14 protein-coding genes are annotated in these 16900 nt (G+C 70.9%); 5 read left to right on the top strand and 9 right to left on the bottom strand.

All coding sequences use genetic code 11. From position 1 onward, the window contains the following. Nucleotide 1: 1 nt before the first annotated feature. From WMF45_RS50635 to cas6, 5 genes are all read right to left on the bottom strand, one after another. On the bottom strand, nucleotides 2-295 hold the full coding sequence (locus WMF45_RS50635; RefSeq protein ID WP_437714616.1) for a hypothetical protein: 294 nt from the start codon (nucleotides 293-295) through the stop codon (nucleotides 2-4). 134 nt (nucleotides 296-429) lie between these two features. Beyond that, on the bottom strand, nucleotides 430-1818 hold the full coding sequence (locus WMF45_RS50630) for an IS1380 family transposase (RefSeq protein ID WP_437711387.1): 1389 nt from the start codon (nucleotides 1816-1818) through the stop codon (nucleotides 430-432). Nucleotides 1819-1854: 36 nt separating this feature from the next. Continuing rightward, nucleotides 1855-3219, bottom strand: a complete 1365-nt coding sequence (gene cas8a1, locus WMF45_RS50625) for a type I-MYXAN CRISPR-associated Cas8a1/Cmx1 (protein ID WP_437714614.1) — start codon at nucleotides 3217-3219, stop codon at nucleotides 1855-1857. Continuing rightward, on the bottom strand, nucleotides 3204-5675 hold the full coding sequence (gene cas3, locus WMF45_RS50620; RefSeq protein ID WP_437714612.1) for a CRISPR-associated helicase Cas3': 2472 nt from the start codon (nucleotides 5673-5675) through the stop codon (nucleotides 3204-3206). Before cas3 ends, cas8a1 begins: the two co-directional genes overlap by 16 nt. After that, nucleotides 5675-6304, bottom strand: coding sequence for a type I-MYXAN CRISPR-associated protein Cas6/Cmx6 (gene cas6, locus WMF45_RS50615; protein ID WP_437714611.1), 630 nt, complete (start codon nucleotides 6302-6304; stop codon nucleotides 5675-5677). The genes cas3 and cas6 overlap by 1 nt, the downstream gene beginning before the upstream one ends. Before the next feature lie 715 nt (nucleotides 6305-7019). Between cas6 and WMF45_RS50610 the strand changes: the two genes are divergently transcribed. Further along, nucleotides 7020-7889, top strand: a complete 870-nt coding sequence (locus WMF45_RS50610; protein WP_437714609.1) for a hypothetical protein — start codon at nucleotides 7020-7022, stop codon at nucleotides 7887-7889. Nucleotides 7890-8109: 220 nt separating this feature from the next. Here the strand turns inward: WMF45_RS50610 and WMF45_RS50605 are convergent, their stop codons facing one another. After that, nucleotides 8110-8622, bottom strand: a complete 513-nt coding sequence (locus tag WMF45_RS50605) for a hypothetical protein (protein WP_437714608.1) — start codon at nucleotides 8620-8622, stop codon at nucleotides 8110-8112. 304 nt (nucleotides 8623-8926) lie between these two features. Between WMF45_RS50605 and WMF45_RS50600 the strand changes: the two genes are divergently transcribed. After that, nucleotides 8927-9490 carry a GNAT family N-acetyltransferase gene (locus tag WMF45_RS50600; protein ID WP_437714606.1) on the top strand — a complete coding sequence of 188 codons (564 nt, stop codon included), beginning with the start codon at nucleotides 8927-8929 and terminating at the stop codon, nucleotides 9488-9490. Nucleotides 9491-9532: 42 nt separating this feature from the next. Here the strand turns inward: WMF45_RS50600 and WMF45_RS50595 are convergent, their stop codons facing one another. Both WMF45_RS50595 and WMF45_RS50590 read right to left on the bottom strand, forming a co-directional pair. Beyond that, nucleotides 9533-11017 carry a serine/threonine-protein kinase gene (locus tag WMF45_RS50595; protein ID WP_437714605.1) on the bottom strand — a complete coding sequence of 495 codons (1485 nt, stop codon included), beginning with the start codon at nucleotides 11015-11017 and terminating at the stop codon, nucleotides 9533-9535. Nucleotides 11018-11020: 3 nt separating this feature from the next. Continuing rightward, nucleotides 11021-11242, bottom strand: a complete 222-nt coding sequence (locus tag WMF45_RS50590) for a hypothetical protein (RefSeq protein ID WP_437714604.1) — start codon at nucleotides 11240-11242, stop codon at nucleotides 11021-11023. Between the two features lie 67 nt (nucleotides 11243-11309). Between WMF45_RS50590 and hemL the strand changes: the two genes are divergently transcribed. Beyond that, nucleotides 11310-12623: a glutamate-1-semialdehyde 2,1-aminomutase gene (gene hemL / locus WMF45_RS50585; protein WP_437714603.1), complete on the top strand. Its 1314-nt coding sequence runs from the start codon at nucleotides 11310-11312 to the stop codon at nucleotides 12621-12623. 120 nt (nucleotides 12624-12743) lie between these two features. On the opposite strand, the gene WMF45_RS50580 is transcribed toward hemL, so the two are convergent. After that, nucleotides 12744-14483, bottom strand: coding sequence for an FG-GAP repeat domain-containing protein (locus WMF45_RS50580; RefSeq protein WP_437714602.1), 1740 nt, complete (start codon nucleotides 14481-14483; stop codon nucleotides 12744-12746). Nucleotides 14484-14759: 276 nt separating this feature from the next. On the opposite strand from WMF45_RS50580, the gene WMF45_RS50575 reads away from it, so the two are divergent. Together WMF45_RS50575 and gcvPB are read left to right on the top strand one after the other, a co-directional pair. Next, nucleotides 14760-15362 (top strand): hypothetical protein, encoded by a 603-nt coding sequence (locus WMF45_RS50575; RefSeq protein ID WP_437714601.1) that lies wholly within the window; start codon nucleotides 14760-14762, stop codon nucleotides 15360-15362. A gap of 14 nt (nucleotides 15363-15376) precedes the next feature. Beyond that, a complete protein-coding gene (gene gcvPB / locus WMF45_RS50570; RefSeq protein ID WP_437548153.1) occupies nucleotides 15377-16870 on the top strand; it encodes an aminomethyl-transferring glycine dehydrogenase subunit GcvPB in 1494 nt (497 codons plus the stop codon). The last annotated feature ends 30 nt before the right edge of the window (nucleotides 16871-16900 follow it).

Here is a 16900-nt window from a genome sequence, read left to right as displayed (position 1 = left end):
TTCACGCCTCTCGCTTGATCTCACCTTTGGTGTCGTCCTTCGCGTAGCTGACGAGCGCGAAGAGGAGCAAATTCTGCAATCGACTCGCGTTCCGCTCGTTGAAGAGGAACTCGCGCAGCGTCGCGGCCTCCTTCCTCGCCGCCGCCAGCGTCCCCCCTTGCGTAGCATCGGCGCAGAAACGTAGGAACCAGCCAGCGAGCGCATCGCCGGTCTTGGCGCGCAGGATCGAGTTTCGGATGCGCTCCTGCTCCCGCTCAACGGCCCACTCAACGTGGATTTCGCGCCCACGGGGCACCAGTGGTGCCGACGGCGACGCGCGAGCGGCGTTCCGCCGACGAATGCGACGCCAATTACAACTGCGCGTTCCCAACGCGTCGCGAAGGCACACGCCCCCCTTACCCCCCGCAATGACTTTGGCTGGTTCCAAGCTCAATTGAGCTGGCGAGCGAGCTGCGAGCGCTCTGGCACGTGCAGGGTCGTGCCCCGACCCGACCGGGCCAACCTTCCCGGGACGAGGATCAGCGCGCGGCGCAGCCACGGCGTTCGCCAGCTCGCGAGGTGCGGAACATGGTCGAGCACATACCGGCGCATCAGGTTGGCGGTCAGGAGCTTCAGCAGCAGCGCGGCATGATTGGCGTTGAAGCTGTGGCTCGGCACGCGGCCGCAGCCCCACCCATGCTTGAGATCGCCGATGAGCGGCTCGATGCCCGCGCGCAGGTCATACCGCGCCGCGACGTCTTCCGGCGCTTCGACCGGCTCGTTGGTCAGGAAGACCTGCACCGTGTAGTCGAGGTCCTCCCAGAGGTAGATCTGCTTGCCATTGTACCGATCGCGTGTTCGTACGGCGATCACGCGGACGCCATCCGGCCAACCGCTGCGCCGGAAGGGGACCTCGGCGACCTGTCGTCGAGGACGACCATCGGCATCCCAGTCGATGGTACGCCATCCGGTGGCGTAGGCGACCATGCCCACCAGATCGGGGCTCATCCGCGCCTTGGTCAGGAAAAAGCATCCCTTCGCGGCGACGGCGTGCATCAAGGCGCTGCAATCCCCCGCTCCGTCGATCCGCACGTAGATGGCCGCGCTCGGCGCTGCGGCGCGCGCCCGGTCGATGCACTGCTCGACGAAAGGCACATCGGCTTCGCCGAAGCTCGTGTCACCCGGTCGCAGCTTGGCTCCGACGACGGCGTCGGCCTCGGCGATGCGCGCCAGGATCGGATGATAGCTCGGCCGGCCGTGGTATCGCGGGTTCGGGCCTGGAAGCGCCCCCTCCTGCATCCCGAAGAGCGGCTCCACGGTCGTGTCGACGTCGAGGTGCACGAATCGGTGCTTTCGCCGCGCAATGAGGGCGAGCCCGTGGTCGACGACCATGCCGTGCAGCGCTTCAACCGCCTCCTCATCGAAGCGGCACAGGTCCCGGTAGACGGTGTCGATGCTCGGGACGACCCCGCCGGCGAGGCGTACGAAGAGCGGATCGACGGCGAGCGCCTCGATGCCGAAGACGCGCTCCTCGCCGGCGAGCGCGCTGTCCATGAGCAGGCGCATCTGCGCGGCCATCGGGTAGATCACCGAGCGGCCCGTCTTCAGCCGGGAGAACCTGCGCCTCAAGGCCGCGTCGACGCCGAGCTGCCGGATGAAAGCGCCGAACGGGGCAAGCCCTGCGACGCCGGTCAGGTTCTTCTCCGTCGGTTCGACGTGGATTCTGCATGGGTCTGGCCGCCGGATTCGCTCCTGGTGCCGCCCGTCGCCTTTCCTCTTGAACCCGAGTTCGCGCCGGCGCACCTTGCAGGTGCTCGGCGTGTGCCTTCGTTTGGTCATAGCAACCCGGACGGGTCGCCACGCCGAGCCTTTCTTTCAAGGCGTTCCGTTTACGGCGTCGAATTTCTCACGCCTCGGACCGGCATCGTAGGCGCGAAATCCACGCTCAAAGGGCGCATTTTCGCTGCGCGCCCGCTCCCCGAGCGCGCCCATCTTCCTGTGCCATGCCTCGTGAAACATGTTGATGACGGCCTGATCGACGCCGTCCTTGATGACCTCCTTCATCGCCTGCAGCCCTTTCCGCGCGAAGCGCATCCTGCTGAAATCCTTCGACTCGCTCACCAGCTCGCGGAAGTGCGCCGCCCAGTGCCGGCCGGCGGCGAGGTTCGCGGCGATGAGCTCCGGGATCGGGCTCTTCGGTACGGCGTAGCCGTCGCCCTTGCTCCCCGGGACGATCCTCGCCTTCCCAAGGTCCTTGTGCTTGCTCGCGCACAGGAACACATCGAGCTCGGGATAGGTCAGCCCGAGCCGGACCGACGCGCTCCGGTTGACCTGGTTCTTGTCCCACGCGACCTTCCCCATCGCGATCGCCTGGAGCCCCGCCACGGCGGGGTCCTCGCGCAGGTCGTCCGCTGTCAGGTCGATCAGCAGCCGCAGCGCCGCCTCCTCGACGCCGCCGGCGACGCGCCCGAGGTAGCCGCTGCTGAGCCGCGGCCGCTCGATGTCCACCCCCGCCACCGCGCGCAGCGCCCTGGAGAACGCGACGAGATCGCGCACGTCTGGCACGACGACGCACGCCTGCATCTTCTCCTTGTATGTCCTCGGCCGCAGCAGGAACACCGAGCTCCCCACCATCAGGTAGAGCAGCAGGATCGCCTCCTCCGGGCCGGTCTCGAGCGCCTGCACGCCCGCCATGGCGCCCGGAACCACGGACTGCGGGATCCTCGCGACCGCGGGAAATCGCCCTGCCGGAGAGCCCTTCTTCGCCGGATCGAGCAGCCCGGTCCCCTGCGCCTTCTGGTGGGCGTACGAGGTGATCGCCTTGTACGTGAACAGCCCGCGCGACTCGTCGTCCGCGCTCCGGATCTCGAATCGCCTCGGCTCCTTCTCCGACGGGCGCATCTTGTTGTGCTGCAGGAACGTCGCGCAGAGGCCGTTGTGGATGGCGACCCGCAGCTCGTCGTTGTCCGCGGCCACAGCCTGACCGACCAGATCGATCAGCTTGCCCTCGGTGAGCCGGAACGAGGCGTCGAGGATCCGCTGGAGCGCCTCCTGATCGGAGAGCTTGTCGCCCCACGCGAGCGTCACACGGTCGCGCTTTACCTCGTGCTCGATCCCGGCCGGCGCGCTGCCCCGCTTCGATTGCCATGCGAGCACCGTCGCCGCGAGGCCTCCGAGCGCCGCGCGATGGCAGACGGTGTAGTTCGGGTTCGTGAGCCGGTAGATCAGCTCTCTCGCCATCGCGCGCCGGTCCCTTCTCCTGTGGAGTCATCGTAGTCGTACGTGACGGCGTCCTCGGGCGCGACGGGCAACCCGGCCACGCGCGGCCAGCTGCCCACCCCCCGGGCGATCGGGACCGACACCTCGTGCTCGCGGAGCCACTCGGCGGCCGGAACCCGCGCGCCGTGCTCCCGCCGGTGCGCGTCCATGTCGCGCTCGAGCAGCACGGTGACGGTGTACCCGGCGCCGCGGGTGCTGCCGGGCCGCGTGCGCCAGAGGCCGGTGCGCTCCGGGACCCCCAGAAACACAGCCGCCTCCTCGGCGGCGCTGTAGTCGAGCGAGCGCCCGGAGGCGATGAGAGCGAACTGCTCCGAGAGGTCGCGCTGATGCAGCGCGCGCCCGAGCTTCACGAGGCCGCTCCGCCAGACGCGGCTCGCCTCGATCTCCTCCTCGCCGTAGGGTGCGATGTCTCTCTTCGCCGCGATGGGTACGATCAGCGCCCGCTTCGGGCTCCCCGGGGACTCGGGCGTCGCGCGCCGGTTCAGACGTCCGAGGCGCTGGATCATCGCGGGAACGGACGCCTCGTCCGTGACGAGCAGATCCGCCGAGAGATCCAGCGACATCTCCGCCACCTGCGTGGCGACCAGGAGGGCAGGCACCCCTGCGCGCTTGAAGCGATCGATCACGCGGCGGTGCCGGCGGCTGCGATCCCTGTACCGCAGGCGCGAGTGGTACACGTCGACGCTCATCCCCTGGAACCGCTCGCGCGCGCTGCGGTAGGCCGCGTTCGCCCATTCGACGCGGTTCCGCACCCAGAGCACCTTCCCGCCTCGCCGCAGGCAGCCGTCGATCTCCGGCCAGCAGGCCTCGACTCCCTCGCTCTCGACGAGACGATAGCGCGGGAGCGTCTCCAGGTCGGGCGGCCCGGGCACGACATGGAGATCGGGGCGAACCTCGGCCAGCGCCCGCCGCCGTGCCTCCGGCAGCGACGCGGTCATCAGGAGCACCGGGATGCCCGGAAAGTTCCTCAAGAACACGAGCAGGTGACCGAAGAGCTGATCGTCGAACGCATGGATCTCGTCGAAGACGATCGCCGACTGCACGATCGCCGGGAGCGCACACAGCGCGCGGCGTGCGTTCGCCATCAGCCCGAGCACGGTGTCGGCGGTCGCCACCGCGACGCGGGCGTCCCACAGCGCGAGCGCCTCGATCTTGTCCCGCACGGCCCTCAGCGCGCTCTCCGCCGGCGCGGCGCGATCGCGGCGCGCGGCGCCGGCTCGCGCGTCCTCGTCGTCGTCCTCCTCTTGATCGGCGGTCGTGGCCAGGGTGTGTAGATCGACGGAGGCCCGCGAGTGCACGAGCTCCGCCGGGACGTCCGCCTCGAGCGCGTAGTCCTTGAAGTGCTCGGTGCTCGTGCCCGTGGTCGGGAGGCAGAAGAACAACCGGAACCCCGACGCGCCCGCGGCCTCGCGGCGCGCGGCCCATTCGCGCGCCCAGAGATACGCCGCGACGCTCTTCCCGGAGCCGCATCCCGCCTCGGCCAGCGTCACGCGCGAAGGGGACGCCGCCACGCGCTCCTGAAACGGCCGGTAGCTGAAGCCGGGTGGGAGCTGCGAGAGGTCGGCCGGCGCATCGCGGTCGTACGTGCACCACGCCCAGCGATGGATCAGCGCGGTCAGGTCGCCGCGGGTGAGCGTCGTCGACAAGCTGCGGCCGATGCTCTCAGGGAGCGAGTAGCGCGCGGCGGTCACGCCGCGACGAGCCACGGCGCTCGCCACCACATCCGCGGCGATGCCGAACCCCTTGACGAGCGCGACGAAGCGGCGCGCAGGTTCGCCCTGGAACGCAGCCTCGGCGTCCCGGAAGCCGTCGACCATCTGTTGCCGCATCGGCCCAGCAGCACGGTCGGCGTCGCCCCGCCTGTTGCGGCCGATCGTGAAGTCGCGCGCGAAGCTGGGCGGCGCTGGCAGCCCGAGGTCGGCCGCCATGTCCCGGAGGATGGTCGCGAAGTCCTCGTGGGCTGCGTGCACGGTGAGCGCCGTGCCCAGGTTGATTCCAGCCTCGTCGTCGAACTTGCGGTGATGGCCGAGCGCGCCCCACGTCGCGACCAGGAGGATCTCTTCCATCGGCGCGAGCCAGCCGCGGATCGCCGGGTCCAGCCAGACGAGGAAGCCGGAGACGACCTCGTGACGAACGAGCTGCTGGATCTGCGTCTGGCCGCGCGCCATCGCCTGGAAATCGCTGTTCGCCTTCCCGAGGTCCTGCATCCAGCCGCAGAGCCGCAGCGTGGAGGCGAACCGCTCGCCCTCCCGCGCATCGAGCCCGGCGGCCTCGAGCGCGGCCGGGCCGGCGACCTCGGCCAGCGAGGCGCACGCCGCGGCCACATCGCGGCTGTGCTGGGTCAGGAGCGCAAAGTCGGGCGGGGCTCCCTTGAAGTCCCGGTGGTCGTAGGACTTCGCGAGGAGCGGCGGGCGCATCACGCCTCGACCCGTGGCTGCACGGCGCGCCCACCGCGACCGCTCGCCACGAACACGCCGCACCCCATCCGCTGCTTCCCTCCGAGCCCCGCGTACTGCGCCCGCAGCGACCCCTCCGCGGTCAGCTCGTGCAGCGTGGTCTCGAACCCCACGACGGTGTATCCGTTGACGGTCATCGTGCGCCGCCGCCCGAGCTCGATGCGCGCCGCGACCTCCATGGCTTCGAGCTGCCGCCGCAGCGCGTCCCGGAACGGCTCCGGCTCGGTGAACCCTTTGATGACGATGATGCGGGCGCGCAGCGTCCTGGCAGGTTCGATGGCGTGCACCGTGGAGACGCCCACGCGCACGGAGTGCCCGTCGAGCTCGAGACGCTTGCCGGCAAGGCACAGGACGCGAGCGATCTGGCCAGGCTCCAGCCGGAGGCGAAGGCCGCGGCGCGCGTCCACCGCGAGCAAGCCGTCAGGCCGTGGCACGCCGGGGAGCGGGTGCACCGCGAGCCACCCCGCGCCGTGCAGATCGCCGGCGATCCGGCAGATCGCGCCGAACAGGGCGTAGCCATGGTCGAGCGGGACGAGATTCGCAGCGAGGTGGAATGCGATATCGACGCGTGGCGCGATCTCCTGGGACACCGGCATCTCCTTGAAGAACAGGTGGGGTGTTCATGCCACAGATGGCGGCTCAACCTCGTCGACGAAGCAGAGCAGCCGCGCTCGACTGCGTTCCTGTATTAACAGATGACAGAGCGCTTGTGACCATCTCTCGATTGCTGGAAGAATCAACAACCTGCCTATCCGCAGCTGGCAGGCATGGTGCTCGTGAGAATCCACGCCGTGATGCCGGAATGCGCTCCTGGTCCGAGCCGCTGCTCGGACAACCGAGCCAACTGCCACAGCACGGCCGTCGTCTCCGCATCCTGTCCCCGCCCACGAGGCTGAACCGGGCCACGCGCCTCCCGCATCCCCGCGTCACATCCGGCGGAGCCCCGCGCACTTCCCCCAACGTCCTCCACCACCTCCGGCGAAGCCCCGCGCACTTCCCTCGACGTCCGCCACCACCTCCGGCGAAGCCCCGCGCACTTCCCTCGACGTCCGCCACCACCTCCGGCGAAGCCCCGCGCACTTCCCTCGACGTCCTCCACCACCTCGGCCGAAGCCCCGCGCACTTCCCTCGACGTCCTCCACCACCTCCGCCGAGGTCCAGCGCTCGTGCCTCATCGCCTTCGTCTCTCACGCCTCCCCGCACCACCGCGCCGCGTGCGCGCAACCGCGCGACGTTGCTCCAGAAGCGCGCCCATTTCGTGCTCACACGCGGCATTCCTCCCTGGGCGACTTACTCCTCGGGCTTATGCCCAAACCCAAAAACCCGAACAAATCAGGGACACCCGCCGTTGAATCCACCCAGCTTCACACCGCGGAGGCGGCCTTCCAGCGCCTGCAGTCCGACCTGGACGCCATCCCGCTCGCCGGGCTGGAGGTGCCGCGGCTCGATCTCCAGGCGGCCGCCGTGCAGGCCATCGGCGTGGCCGAGGCGCTCGCAGCGCCGAAGCTGCGCCAGCGCATCGCGGCCATCGCCGCCACAGGCGCGCTCGATGCCACGCTGATCGACAGGCTCGAGGGCGTCGCCTGGGCGACATGGTTCGCCCGGTACAAGTTCCTCCTGACCTCGGCCACCCACTCCGGGGCAGCGCTCCCGGCCACCCTCGTCGAGCGGGCGTACGAGACGCGCGCGCGCATGCTGAAGACGCTCGAGTATCACCTCGACGGCGACGCGGAGGCGGTCGCGCAGCTCGCGCACCTGCGCGCGGGCAGCGGCCACCTCGACCTCGCCAACGATCTGTCCGGCGCCGCCGAGATGTACCGGAAGCACCGCGAGGCCATCCAGGACGACAAGCGGAACTTCCGCGACGAGGACGAGCAGGACGCGGCCACGCTCGCGGCGCAGATCCTCCGCTTGCTCGGCGCCACGACGACGCCCGAGCAGACGCTCTGGAAGGGCTACCAGGCGCGCGCCGCCAAGCTGCTCTTCCGCCATTACGACGAGGCCGTCCGCGTCGGCCGCTTCCTCTTCTACTACGACGATCCCGAGGGCCGATTCCCCAACCTGTACACGGCGACGCGCGCCACGCCGACGCCCCCTCGGACCGAGAAGAAGCCGGATGCCAGCCCCGTGAAGCCCGAAGCCGTCACCGTCGATCCGCCGGTCGGCATCGCCTGATCCGGACGCTCCCTCCAACCGCGTTAACCAACGTCGTTCGGTCGCGCTCAGCGCCCGAAGCCCCCCACCATCACTCACCAACGTGAACGTGGTTGTGATCGTCAGTGGTCGTCAACGGTACGCCGTTCACGACCACGATCACGTTCACGTTCGGAGCCAGGAGAACGCGGCGCGAAGACTGTTCGCAGCGCTGCGGCGCCGGCATCGCGCTGCGCCGCAGCTACCTCCTGGCCCTGCGCCCGATCCCGCGCGCGTCGCGCCCGATCGGCTCGCCCAGCTCGAACGCCGGCTCGCCGGTCCTCGCCGGCGGCGCTTGCGGCTCGCCCGCCTCGAGCGGGCCGTGCGCGTTCTCGGCGTCGGCGATGGATGGATAACGCTCCATGTCGCCGTCGACCCTGAACCCCCCCTCGCACGCCGGGCGCACCACGCGGCCGAGGACGAGCCCCTCATCCCAGATGCCGCCGTGTTCGACCGCGATCGCAGCGCCTACGGCCACCTCGGAGAGCCGCGAGAGCGCGCCGTCCGGCCGCTTCGGCGTGGGCCGCCAGCGCAGGATCGTGTCCTCGTGAAGCACGACCACCGCGCGCTCGCCGGGCAGCTCGGAGATCCCGAGGGCAAAGCGCACACGGTGCCCCGGTGCCCCAGAGCCCTCGCCGCGCCCGCCGCGGGCAACACTCTCCGCCTCGTCGAGCGCGGCGAGCTGCTCCGGTTGCTGAGCCTCGAGCGGAGCCATGCGCCGTGTCCTCCCCCGCAGATCTCGGACGAGGTCGCCGCGCCGTCAAGCCCGCTCCGTCGCCCGCCCCCTCGCGCGCGCCAGCTCGGACGGCGCGTGTTCTCCAGCCTCCAGCGCGCGCAGCGCTCACCTCTCGCGCAGCGCGCGACCCCCGCGGCGCACAGCGAGGGACGCACGGCGAGGATCGGGATTGCACGCCGCACGAGGCGAGCACCGCTCCAGTCGAACGCCGCCCCGGACGGCGGTGGCCAGCGCCGTGTCCGACGCTTGACGTCCGCCGTACCTCCGCCCATCCCCTCGCCCGATGGTGTCGTTCGATCCGTTCCCCGTCCTGATGACGCCGCGCCTCCGCCTCCGCGCGATCGAGCCCGCCGACGCCGCGACCCTCCTCCGCATCCACTCCGACCCGGAGGTGACGCGCTACTTCGGCCGCGCGCCCGACAGCTCGCTGGCCGACGCGGAGCAGCGCGTCGCTTCCATCCTCGCCGGGATCCGCGACGCCACAGCCATCCGCTGGGGCATCACCCTCCACGAGAGCGGAGAGCTCATCGGGACCACGGGCTTCTGGCGCTGGCACAAGCCCCATCGCTGGGCGGAGATCGGCTACGAGCTGCTGCCCGCGCTCTGGAACCGGGGCATCATGACCGAGGCGCTGCGCGCCATGCTCCCCTTCGGATTCGACGTGATGGACCTCCACCGCATCGAAGCGCACATCGATCCCGAGAACCGCGCCAGCATGCGCGTCCTGGAGCGGCTCGGCTTCGTGCGGGACGGGCTGCTCCGCGAGAGCTGGTATTACAACGGGCGGTATACCGACACCGCGATCTACGGGCTCCTGCGCCGCGACGCCGACGGCGCCGCGAGGTGACCCGAGATCGCCCGAGCGGCCTGCGCGCGCCCCCTCCCACGGCTACTTCGGCGCCGGCGCGCCCTTGCCGCCAGGCGGCGCCGCGGTCCCGGCATCGCCCTTGCGCCCCAGGTTCAGCTGGATCCGCGCGGGGGACTCCGACGTGATCTCCACCGTCTGCGAGACGCCGTCGCTCGTTCGCACGTCCACCGAGAGCGACACGCCCGGCATCGGCCGCGCGATGACCTGGCTGCCCACGCCGAGCACCACGCCGTTCAGCCGCACGACCGCGGCGCTCGGCTCGATCTGCACCGCGATCGGATCCACGAGCGACCGCTGATCCCTCGGCCGGCTCAGCGCGACGAACATGAGCGACGCCACCGCGACGCCGGTGGACACCGAGGCCACGAGCCACGGCAGCGCCACCGGGCGCAGCGCGTCGCCGCCGGCGCGCATCAGCCCGCCGAGCCCCTGCCGCGGCGCAGGCCGCACGCTCCGCCGCCCCTCGGAGGGCGGCCCCGCCGACAGCGTCGCGCCCGGCTTCGGCCGCCACCCCGCGCGCTGCTGCGGGACGACGGCGGCCGCGATGCGCTGCCGCTCCTCCTCCATGCTCTCCCCGCAGCGCTCCAGGAGGAGCTCCGCCACGTGCGCGGGCGTCACCACGCCCGACCTGCGCATGAGGAAATCTTCCAGCACGCTCGCCATCTCGCCCGCCGTCTGGAAGCGCTTCCGCGGATCGCGCGCGAGCGCCTTCACGATGATCTCCTCGAGATCACGCGGGCAATGCGGCGCGATCAGCGTGGGCCGCGGCGGCTCCGGCACCCCGGTCTGCGGCAGCACGAGGTCGTGCAGCACTTGAAACGGGAGCGCGCCCGTCACCGCCTCGAAGAGCACCACGCCGAGCGAGAAGATGTCCGAGCGGCGATCGACCGGCTGGCCCTGCGCCTGCTCCGGCGACATGTACTCGCCCTTGCCCTTGATCTCGCCCGTCTGCGTCGTGTCGCCCAGGCGCTCGAACGCCTTCACGATCCCGAAATCGGCCACCTTCACCGTGCCGTCGCGATCGATGAGGATGTTCTGCGGGCAGACGTCGCGGTGCACGATGCCGAGCGGCTCCCCGCGGTCGTCGTGGAGGTCGTGCGCCGCGTGCAGCCCGTGCGCCGCGTCGGCCACGATGCGCGAGGCGATCGCCGGGGAGAGCGGCATCGGACGGAGACCCGGGCGGAGCAGCTGCTGCATCGTCTGCCCGTCGATCCACTCCATCACGAGGAAGAGCACGCCGTCCGTGTCGCCGAGGTCGAGGATCTCGACCACGTTGCGGTGGTGGATCTTCGAGGCGAGGTTCGCCTCGTCGAGGAACATGCGCTGGAACTGCGGATCGCGCGCGAGCGCCGGGATGAGCGTCTTCAGCGCGACGACCTTGTGAAAGCCGCGGGAGCCCTCCATGCGCGCGGCCCAGACCTGCGCCATCCCGCCCTCGCCGATGAGGCGCAGGAGCTCATATCGCCCGAGACGCTGCCCCGGAGCGGGGTCCTCGGAGATCCGCATGGCTCACCAGATGCTGGTGCTCGGGGAGCCGCGCCTGCGGTCCCCAGGAGCAGCCCGGCCGCGGGTCGCGGCCCCTCTCTCCAGACGATCACCATAGCCAAGCGCGACCGCGCCGGAAAGGCTCGTGTGGCGCGCCCGCGCCCGCGACGCCTCGATCTCGGCGTCCGCGATGCCCGCGACGCCCCGCGTGACCTTCTCCACCTCCACCTCCACCTCCACCTCCACGTCTGCTTCCCCTCGCCCGCGATCCGCGTCGCTCCCTCGCCTCGCCCCTGCTATTGGCCGGAGCACGATGACGAACGCGACAAGCGCCCCGCCCGCCCGCGCGGATCGGTCCCCCGCCTCCAAGGCCCTGTTCGACCGCGCCGCCGCCGTCCTGCCGGGCGGCGTGAACAGCCCCGTGCGCGCCTTCCGCGCCGTCGGCGGCGACCCCCTGTTCATCGCGCGCGCCCAGGGCGCGCGGCTGTTCGACGCCGACGGGGCCGAGTACATCGACTACGTCGGCTCCTGGGGGCCGGCCATCCTCGGCCACGCGCACCCCGCCGTCATCGAGGCCGTCCGCGAGGCCGCCCTCGGCGGCCTCTCGTTCGGCGCGCCGACCGAGCTCGAGGTCCGCTTCGCCGAGAAGATCCGCGAGCTCTACCCGAGCATCGACATGCTGCGCTGCGTCTCGAGCGGCACCGAGGCCACGATGAGCGCCATCCGCGTCGCGCGCGGCTTCACGCGCCGCGACGCCATCATCAAGTTCGAGGGCTGCTACCACGGCCACGCCGATCACCTGCTCGTCAAGGCGGGCAGCGGGCTCGCCACCTTCGGCGCCCCCGACTCCGCCGGCGTCCCCGAGAGCATCGCCCGCACCACGCTGTCCTTGCCCTACAACGACCCGGCCGCCCTCGAGGCCGCCTTCGCCGCGCGCGGCGGCGACATCGCCGCGGTCATCCTCGAGCCCGTGGTCGGCAACATGGGCTGCGTCCCGCCGGAGCCCGGGTTCCTCGCCCTCGTGATCGACCTCTGCCGCAAGCACGGCGCGCTCTCGATCTTCGACGAGGTGATGACCGGCTGCCGCCTCGCCCGCGGCGGCGCGCAGGAGCGCTTCGGCCTCCGGCCGGACCTGACGACGCTCGGCAAGATCGTCGGCGGCGGCATGCCCCTCGCGGCCTACGGCGGCCGCGCCGACGTGATGCGCGTCGTCTCGCCGCTCGGCCCCGTGTACCAGGCGGGCACGCTCAGCGGCAACCCGCTCGCGGTCACGGCGGGGCTCGCGACGCTCGATCGCCTCACGCCCGCGCTCTACGAGCGGCTCGAGAAGCTCGGCGCTTCCCTCGAGGCGGGCCTCCGGGCCGCCGCCGAGGGCGCCGGCGCGGCCGCGTGCGTCCAGCGGGTCGGCTCGATGATCACGCTGTTCTTCACGAAGGGCCCGGTCCGCTCCTGGGCCGACGCCGCCACGTCCGACACGAAGCGCTTCAGCGCCTTCCACGCGGCGATGCTCGCGCGAGGCGTCTACTGGCCTCCGTCGCAGTACGAGGCGGCGTTCCTGAGCGGCGCGCACTCGGAAGAGGACATCGAGCGGACGATCGCCGCCTGCCGCGAGGCGCTCGCGGCCTGAGGGCCGCGCCGGCCTTTCCCAGGGGGACACCCGCGAGGGCGAGGCCAGGACGGCGAAGGGCCGACCGCCGCGGCGATCGGCCCTTCTGCGCAGGCGCGCTCGAACGCTCCTCGGAGCGTGTCAGTCCGCCGCGCGGACCCAGCCGTTTCGGTAGTAGTTGCCGCGCGCGGTCGGCCAGAGCAGGCAGTTCGTCGCCGATCCCGGCACCGTGTACACGTACGTGTTCGGCTCCGGGTCCGCCCCGTCCCACCCGATCTCGCGGAGCGACACGACGATCTCGATCGTCCCGTCGCCGTTCACGTCGGCGAGCGTCGGCACCGGCATCGCGCCGAGCCGCGGCAGCGCGATCTTGTGGAGGATCGTGCCGCCGGCGTCGAGGACGAAGAGGTGGCTCCTGTCCTCCTCGGTCGAGTAGGTGTTGAACACGACCTCGGGGATGCCGTCGCCCGACAGATCCCCGACCACGACGCCGCCCGTGAGCACCTGCGTGTCGTCCGTGTAGGTGACGTCCCAGAACTCGGTCTTGTCGGCGTAGACCGCGTGGATCCGCCCGTCCAGGCCCGCGAAGATCATCTCGGGCCCGGCGTGCGTCGCGTCGAGATCGGCCACGGTCACCTGCTGCGTCATCGCCACGATGTTGCCGTCGAAATCCTCGCCGCCGGACAGGTAGTCCGACGCGTAGAACGGGCTCTCCCACCCCTCGATGCGGCTCGCGTCGTTGCGGACCGCCCACAGGCCGACGCCCTGGGACTGGTCATTCATGGCGACGTCCTCGGCCGCCCCGAGCATGATGACCTCCGGCGTGCCGTCGCCGTCGAGGTCCGCGATCGCAGGGGCCGAGTTCTTGAAATAGGCCTGCAGGTCGCTGCTGTCGCCGAAGCCCTGCTGCGCGAGCTCGAGATCGTGCATGTACCGCACGCCGGGCGTCTTCGGGCGGCCCTCGAACATGGGATTCGCGTCGAAGGCCTCCCCCGTGCCGTGATAGAACCCGGCATAGGAGTTATCCATCGGCGAGACGATGTCCTGCGATCCATCGCCGTCGAGGTCACCGATGGCCAGGTTCTGGTCGTAGGCGCCCACGATCCAGCACTCCGCGTCGTCGCTGCGGCGCGCGTCGCAGCCGATCGTCTGGCTCTCGATCGGCGGGAAGCCAGCGACCGGCGACCCGCTCGCGTGGAAGGCCATCAGGATGTCGGAGTAGTCGGGGGACCTGTCGGTGCTCGCGGCGACGACGTCGAGCTGACCGTCGCCGTCGATGTCGCCCGCGGCGAGGGAGCGGATCTCGTCGTTCCAGGTGACGGGCCAGCCGCTCACCAGCTGGCCGCTCGCGTCGAGCATGTAGATCGTCGTGCGCGCCGCGAAGACCACCTCGAGCTGCCCGTCGCCGCGGAAGTCCGCGACGATCGGGCTCGCCCAGATGCGGCCGTTCTGGCGCGACTCGTCGTACCGCCACTTCTGCTCGCCGTCGGGGCCCCAGACGACGACGTTGCCGTTGTGCGTCACCAGGATCTCCTGCTCGCCGTCGCCGTCGAGATCGGCGACCACCGGCGACCCGAGCCACGCGCTCTCGTCGTCGTCGGACAGCTGGAGGAGGAGCTGGGGCTCCGCGACGTCGGAGGAGCCGCTCGACGCCGGAGCGCACGACGCGGCGGCCGGCAGCGGCTTGGAGCCCCCACCGACGGGGGGGCGGTAGCCACCGGAGCCAGAGGAGCCGCTGCCGCTGCCGCTGCCGGTGGTGGGAGAGGTGCCGTCGAGGTTGCCGAGCTGCCCTTCGCAGGCCGCGAGGGCGAGGACGCTGGTGAAGAGAGCGATTCTACCGGGAATTACAAAACCTCGGTTGGAGACAAGGGAGTTCATCATGCCAGGGAGCTTACCAGCGCTCCGGGCCCTACAAGGAGGTGGAAGCGGAAAATTGACGCAGTCGCGCACACGTCGGACGGTGCGTTACGCTCCTCCTTCTGGCGCGCAGGTGGCACACGTCATTGCAGGGGGGAGGCAAGTACACGTTCGTGACGTAGCGCGCGCGCGCTCCCACCCCCGTTTCCGTTCCCCACCTCCGCTCGCGCCCCCGCGCGACATCGGAGACGCATGGCGGGGGTATGGGTGCGGGTAGGTGCTGTGCTAGGCTCCGCCGCCATGAACGTATCGCGACGGCTTTGGATTGCTGGCGCCGCATGTGCCCTCCTGATGGGGACGACGGCGCTTGGCTGCAGCTCGAATCCCGCGCCCAAGACGGCCAAGGTGCAGGCCGGTGACATGCCCGAAGGCGGCGACTGGACGGGGGTCTATTACAGCGAGCTCTACGGCTACCTGCACCTCGTGCAGGACAACGACGCCATCGAGGGGCGCTGGCTCCGTCCCGTCAAGGATCGCTGGGGCGCGCTGCACGGGACGGTGACAGGCGACCTCATCAAGTTCACGTGGACCGAGCACACCATCGGCGCGATCGGGCAGAGCGCGACCAAGGAAGGCCGGGGGTACTTCAAGTACCAGCGGCCGGAGGGCGAGAACGTCGACGACCGGCTGGCGGGCGAGATCGGCCGCAACAAGGACGAGGTCGGCGAGCCCTGGGAAGCGGTCAAGCAGCGCAACATGCTCCCGGATCTGAAGTCGATCGGGGGCTCCGGCGCCTCCGACATGGGCGGCGGCGACTGGGACAGCGCGAACCAGGAGGAGGGCGCGCCCGAGCCGCCCGCCGCTCCCTCCGACGAAGCACCTGCCGAGCCCCCCGGCCTCTGACATAACAGCCCCCGATGACCCAACCGCAGCCTCGAGGCATTCAGTTCCGCGAACCCCCCATCTTCGAGCGTGGCACGCCGGGCAGGACCGGCGCGTCGCTCCCCCCGCTCGACGTGCCCGAGGTCGAGCCCGCCGCCCACTACGGCGCGCTCGCCCGCAAGGAGCCAGCCGGCCTGCCGGAGGTGAGCGAGCCGGAGGCCTTCCGGCACTTCATCCGGCTCTCGCAGTGGAACTTCTGCATCGACGGGCAGATGTACCCGCTCGGGTCGTGCACGATGAAGTACAACCCGAAGATCAACGAGTGGGCCGCGCGCATCCCCGGCTTCGCGAAGCTGCACCCGATGACGCCCGACGAGCTCAGCCAGGGCTCGCTCGAGGTGATGTGGCGCCTGCAGGAGGCGCTCTGCGAGGTCAGCGGGATGGACGGCTGCTCGCTGCAGCCCTCCGCGGGCGCGCAGGGCGAGCTCGCCGGGCTGATGATGATGCGGGCGTTCCACGAGTCGAAGGGGCGCTCGCCGAGGAAGGTGTTCATCCCGGAGAGCGCCCACGGCACGAACCCGGCGAGCTGCGCGCTCAACGGGCTCGTGGCCGTCCGGATCGAGAAGACCGCCGACGGCATCACCCACCCCGAGCAGGTCCTCGCCGCGATCGAGCGCGAGGGGTCGGACGGCGACGTCTGCGGGCTGATGATCACGAACCCGAACACCCTCGGGGCCTACGAGACGCACCTGCCGGCGATCATCAAGCTCATCCACGACAAGGGCGGGCTCGTGTACGGGGACGGCGCGAACACGAACGCGATCATGGGGCACGCGCGCCCGGGCGACGTCGGCATGGACGTCATCCACATCAACCTGCACAAGACGTTCACGACCCCGCACGGCGGCGGCGGCCCCGGCTCCGGGCCGGTCTGCTTCAAGAAGCACCTGGAGCCGTTCCAGCCCTCGCCCGTCCTCGTGCGGCGCGGCGACGCCTTCGCGTGGGACCGCGACCGGCCCCAGAGCGTCGGGCGGCTCCGGGCCTTCACGGGCAACTTCGGGATGTTCATCCGGGCGTACACGTACATCCGCGAGATGGGCGGCGACGGCCTGACGGCGGCGAGCAGCCTCGCCGTGCTCAACGCGCGCTACCTGTGGGCCAAGCTGAAGGACCACTACCTCGCGCCGGTGCCGCAGCCGTGCATGCACGAGGTGGTGCTCTCCGACAGCCAGCTGGAGAAGGAGACCGGGGTCAAGACGCTCGACGTCGCCAAGCGGCTGCTCGACTACGGCTTTCACGCGCCCACCGTCTACTTCCCGCTGGTCGTGCCCGGCGCCCTGATGATCGAGCCGACGGAGACGGAGACCCGCGAGACCCTCGACGAGTTCGTGGCCGCGATGCTCAGCATCCTCAAGGAGGCGCAGGAGACGCCGGAGGTCGTGAAGCAAGCGCCCCACGGCACGGTGGTCGGCCGCCTCGACGAGGCCCGCGCCGCGCGCCAGCCGCGGCTGCGATGGACGAAGGCCTGAGCTCCCCGGAGGAGGCGGCCCGCGGTCGGC

This window comes from Sorangium sp. So ce448 (assembly GCF_051520915.1).
GTDB classification, from domain to species: Bacteria; Myxococcota_A; Polyangia; order Polyangiales; family Polyangiaceae; genus Sorangium; species Sorangium cellulosum_B.
This window is presented reverse-complemented; position numbering and strand designations above follow the sequence as displayed.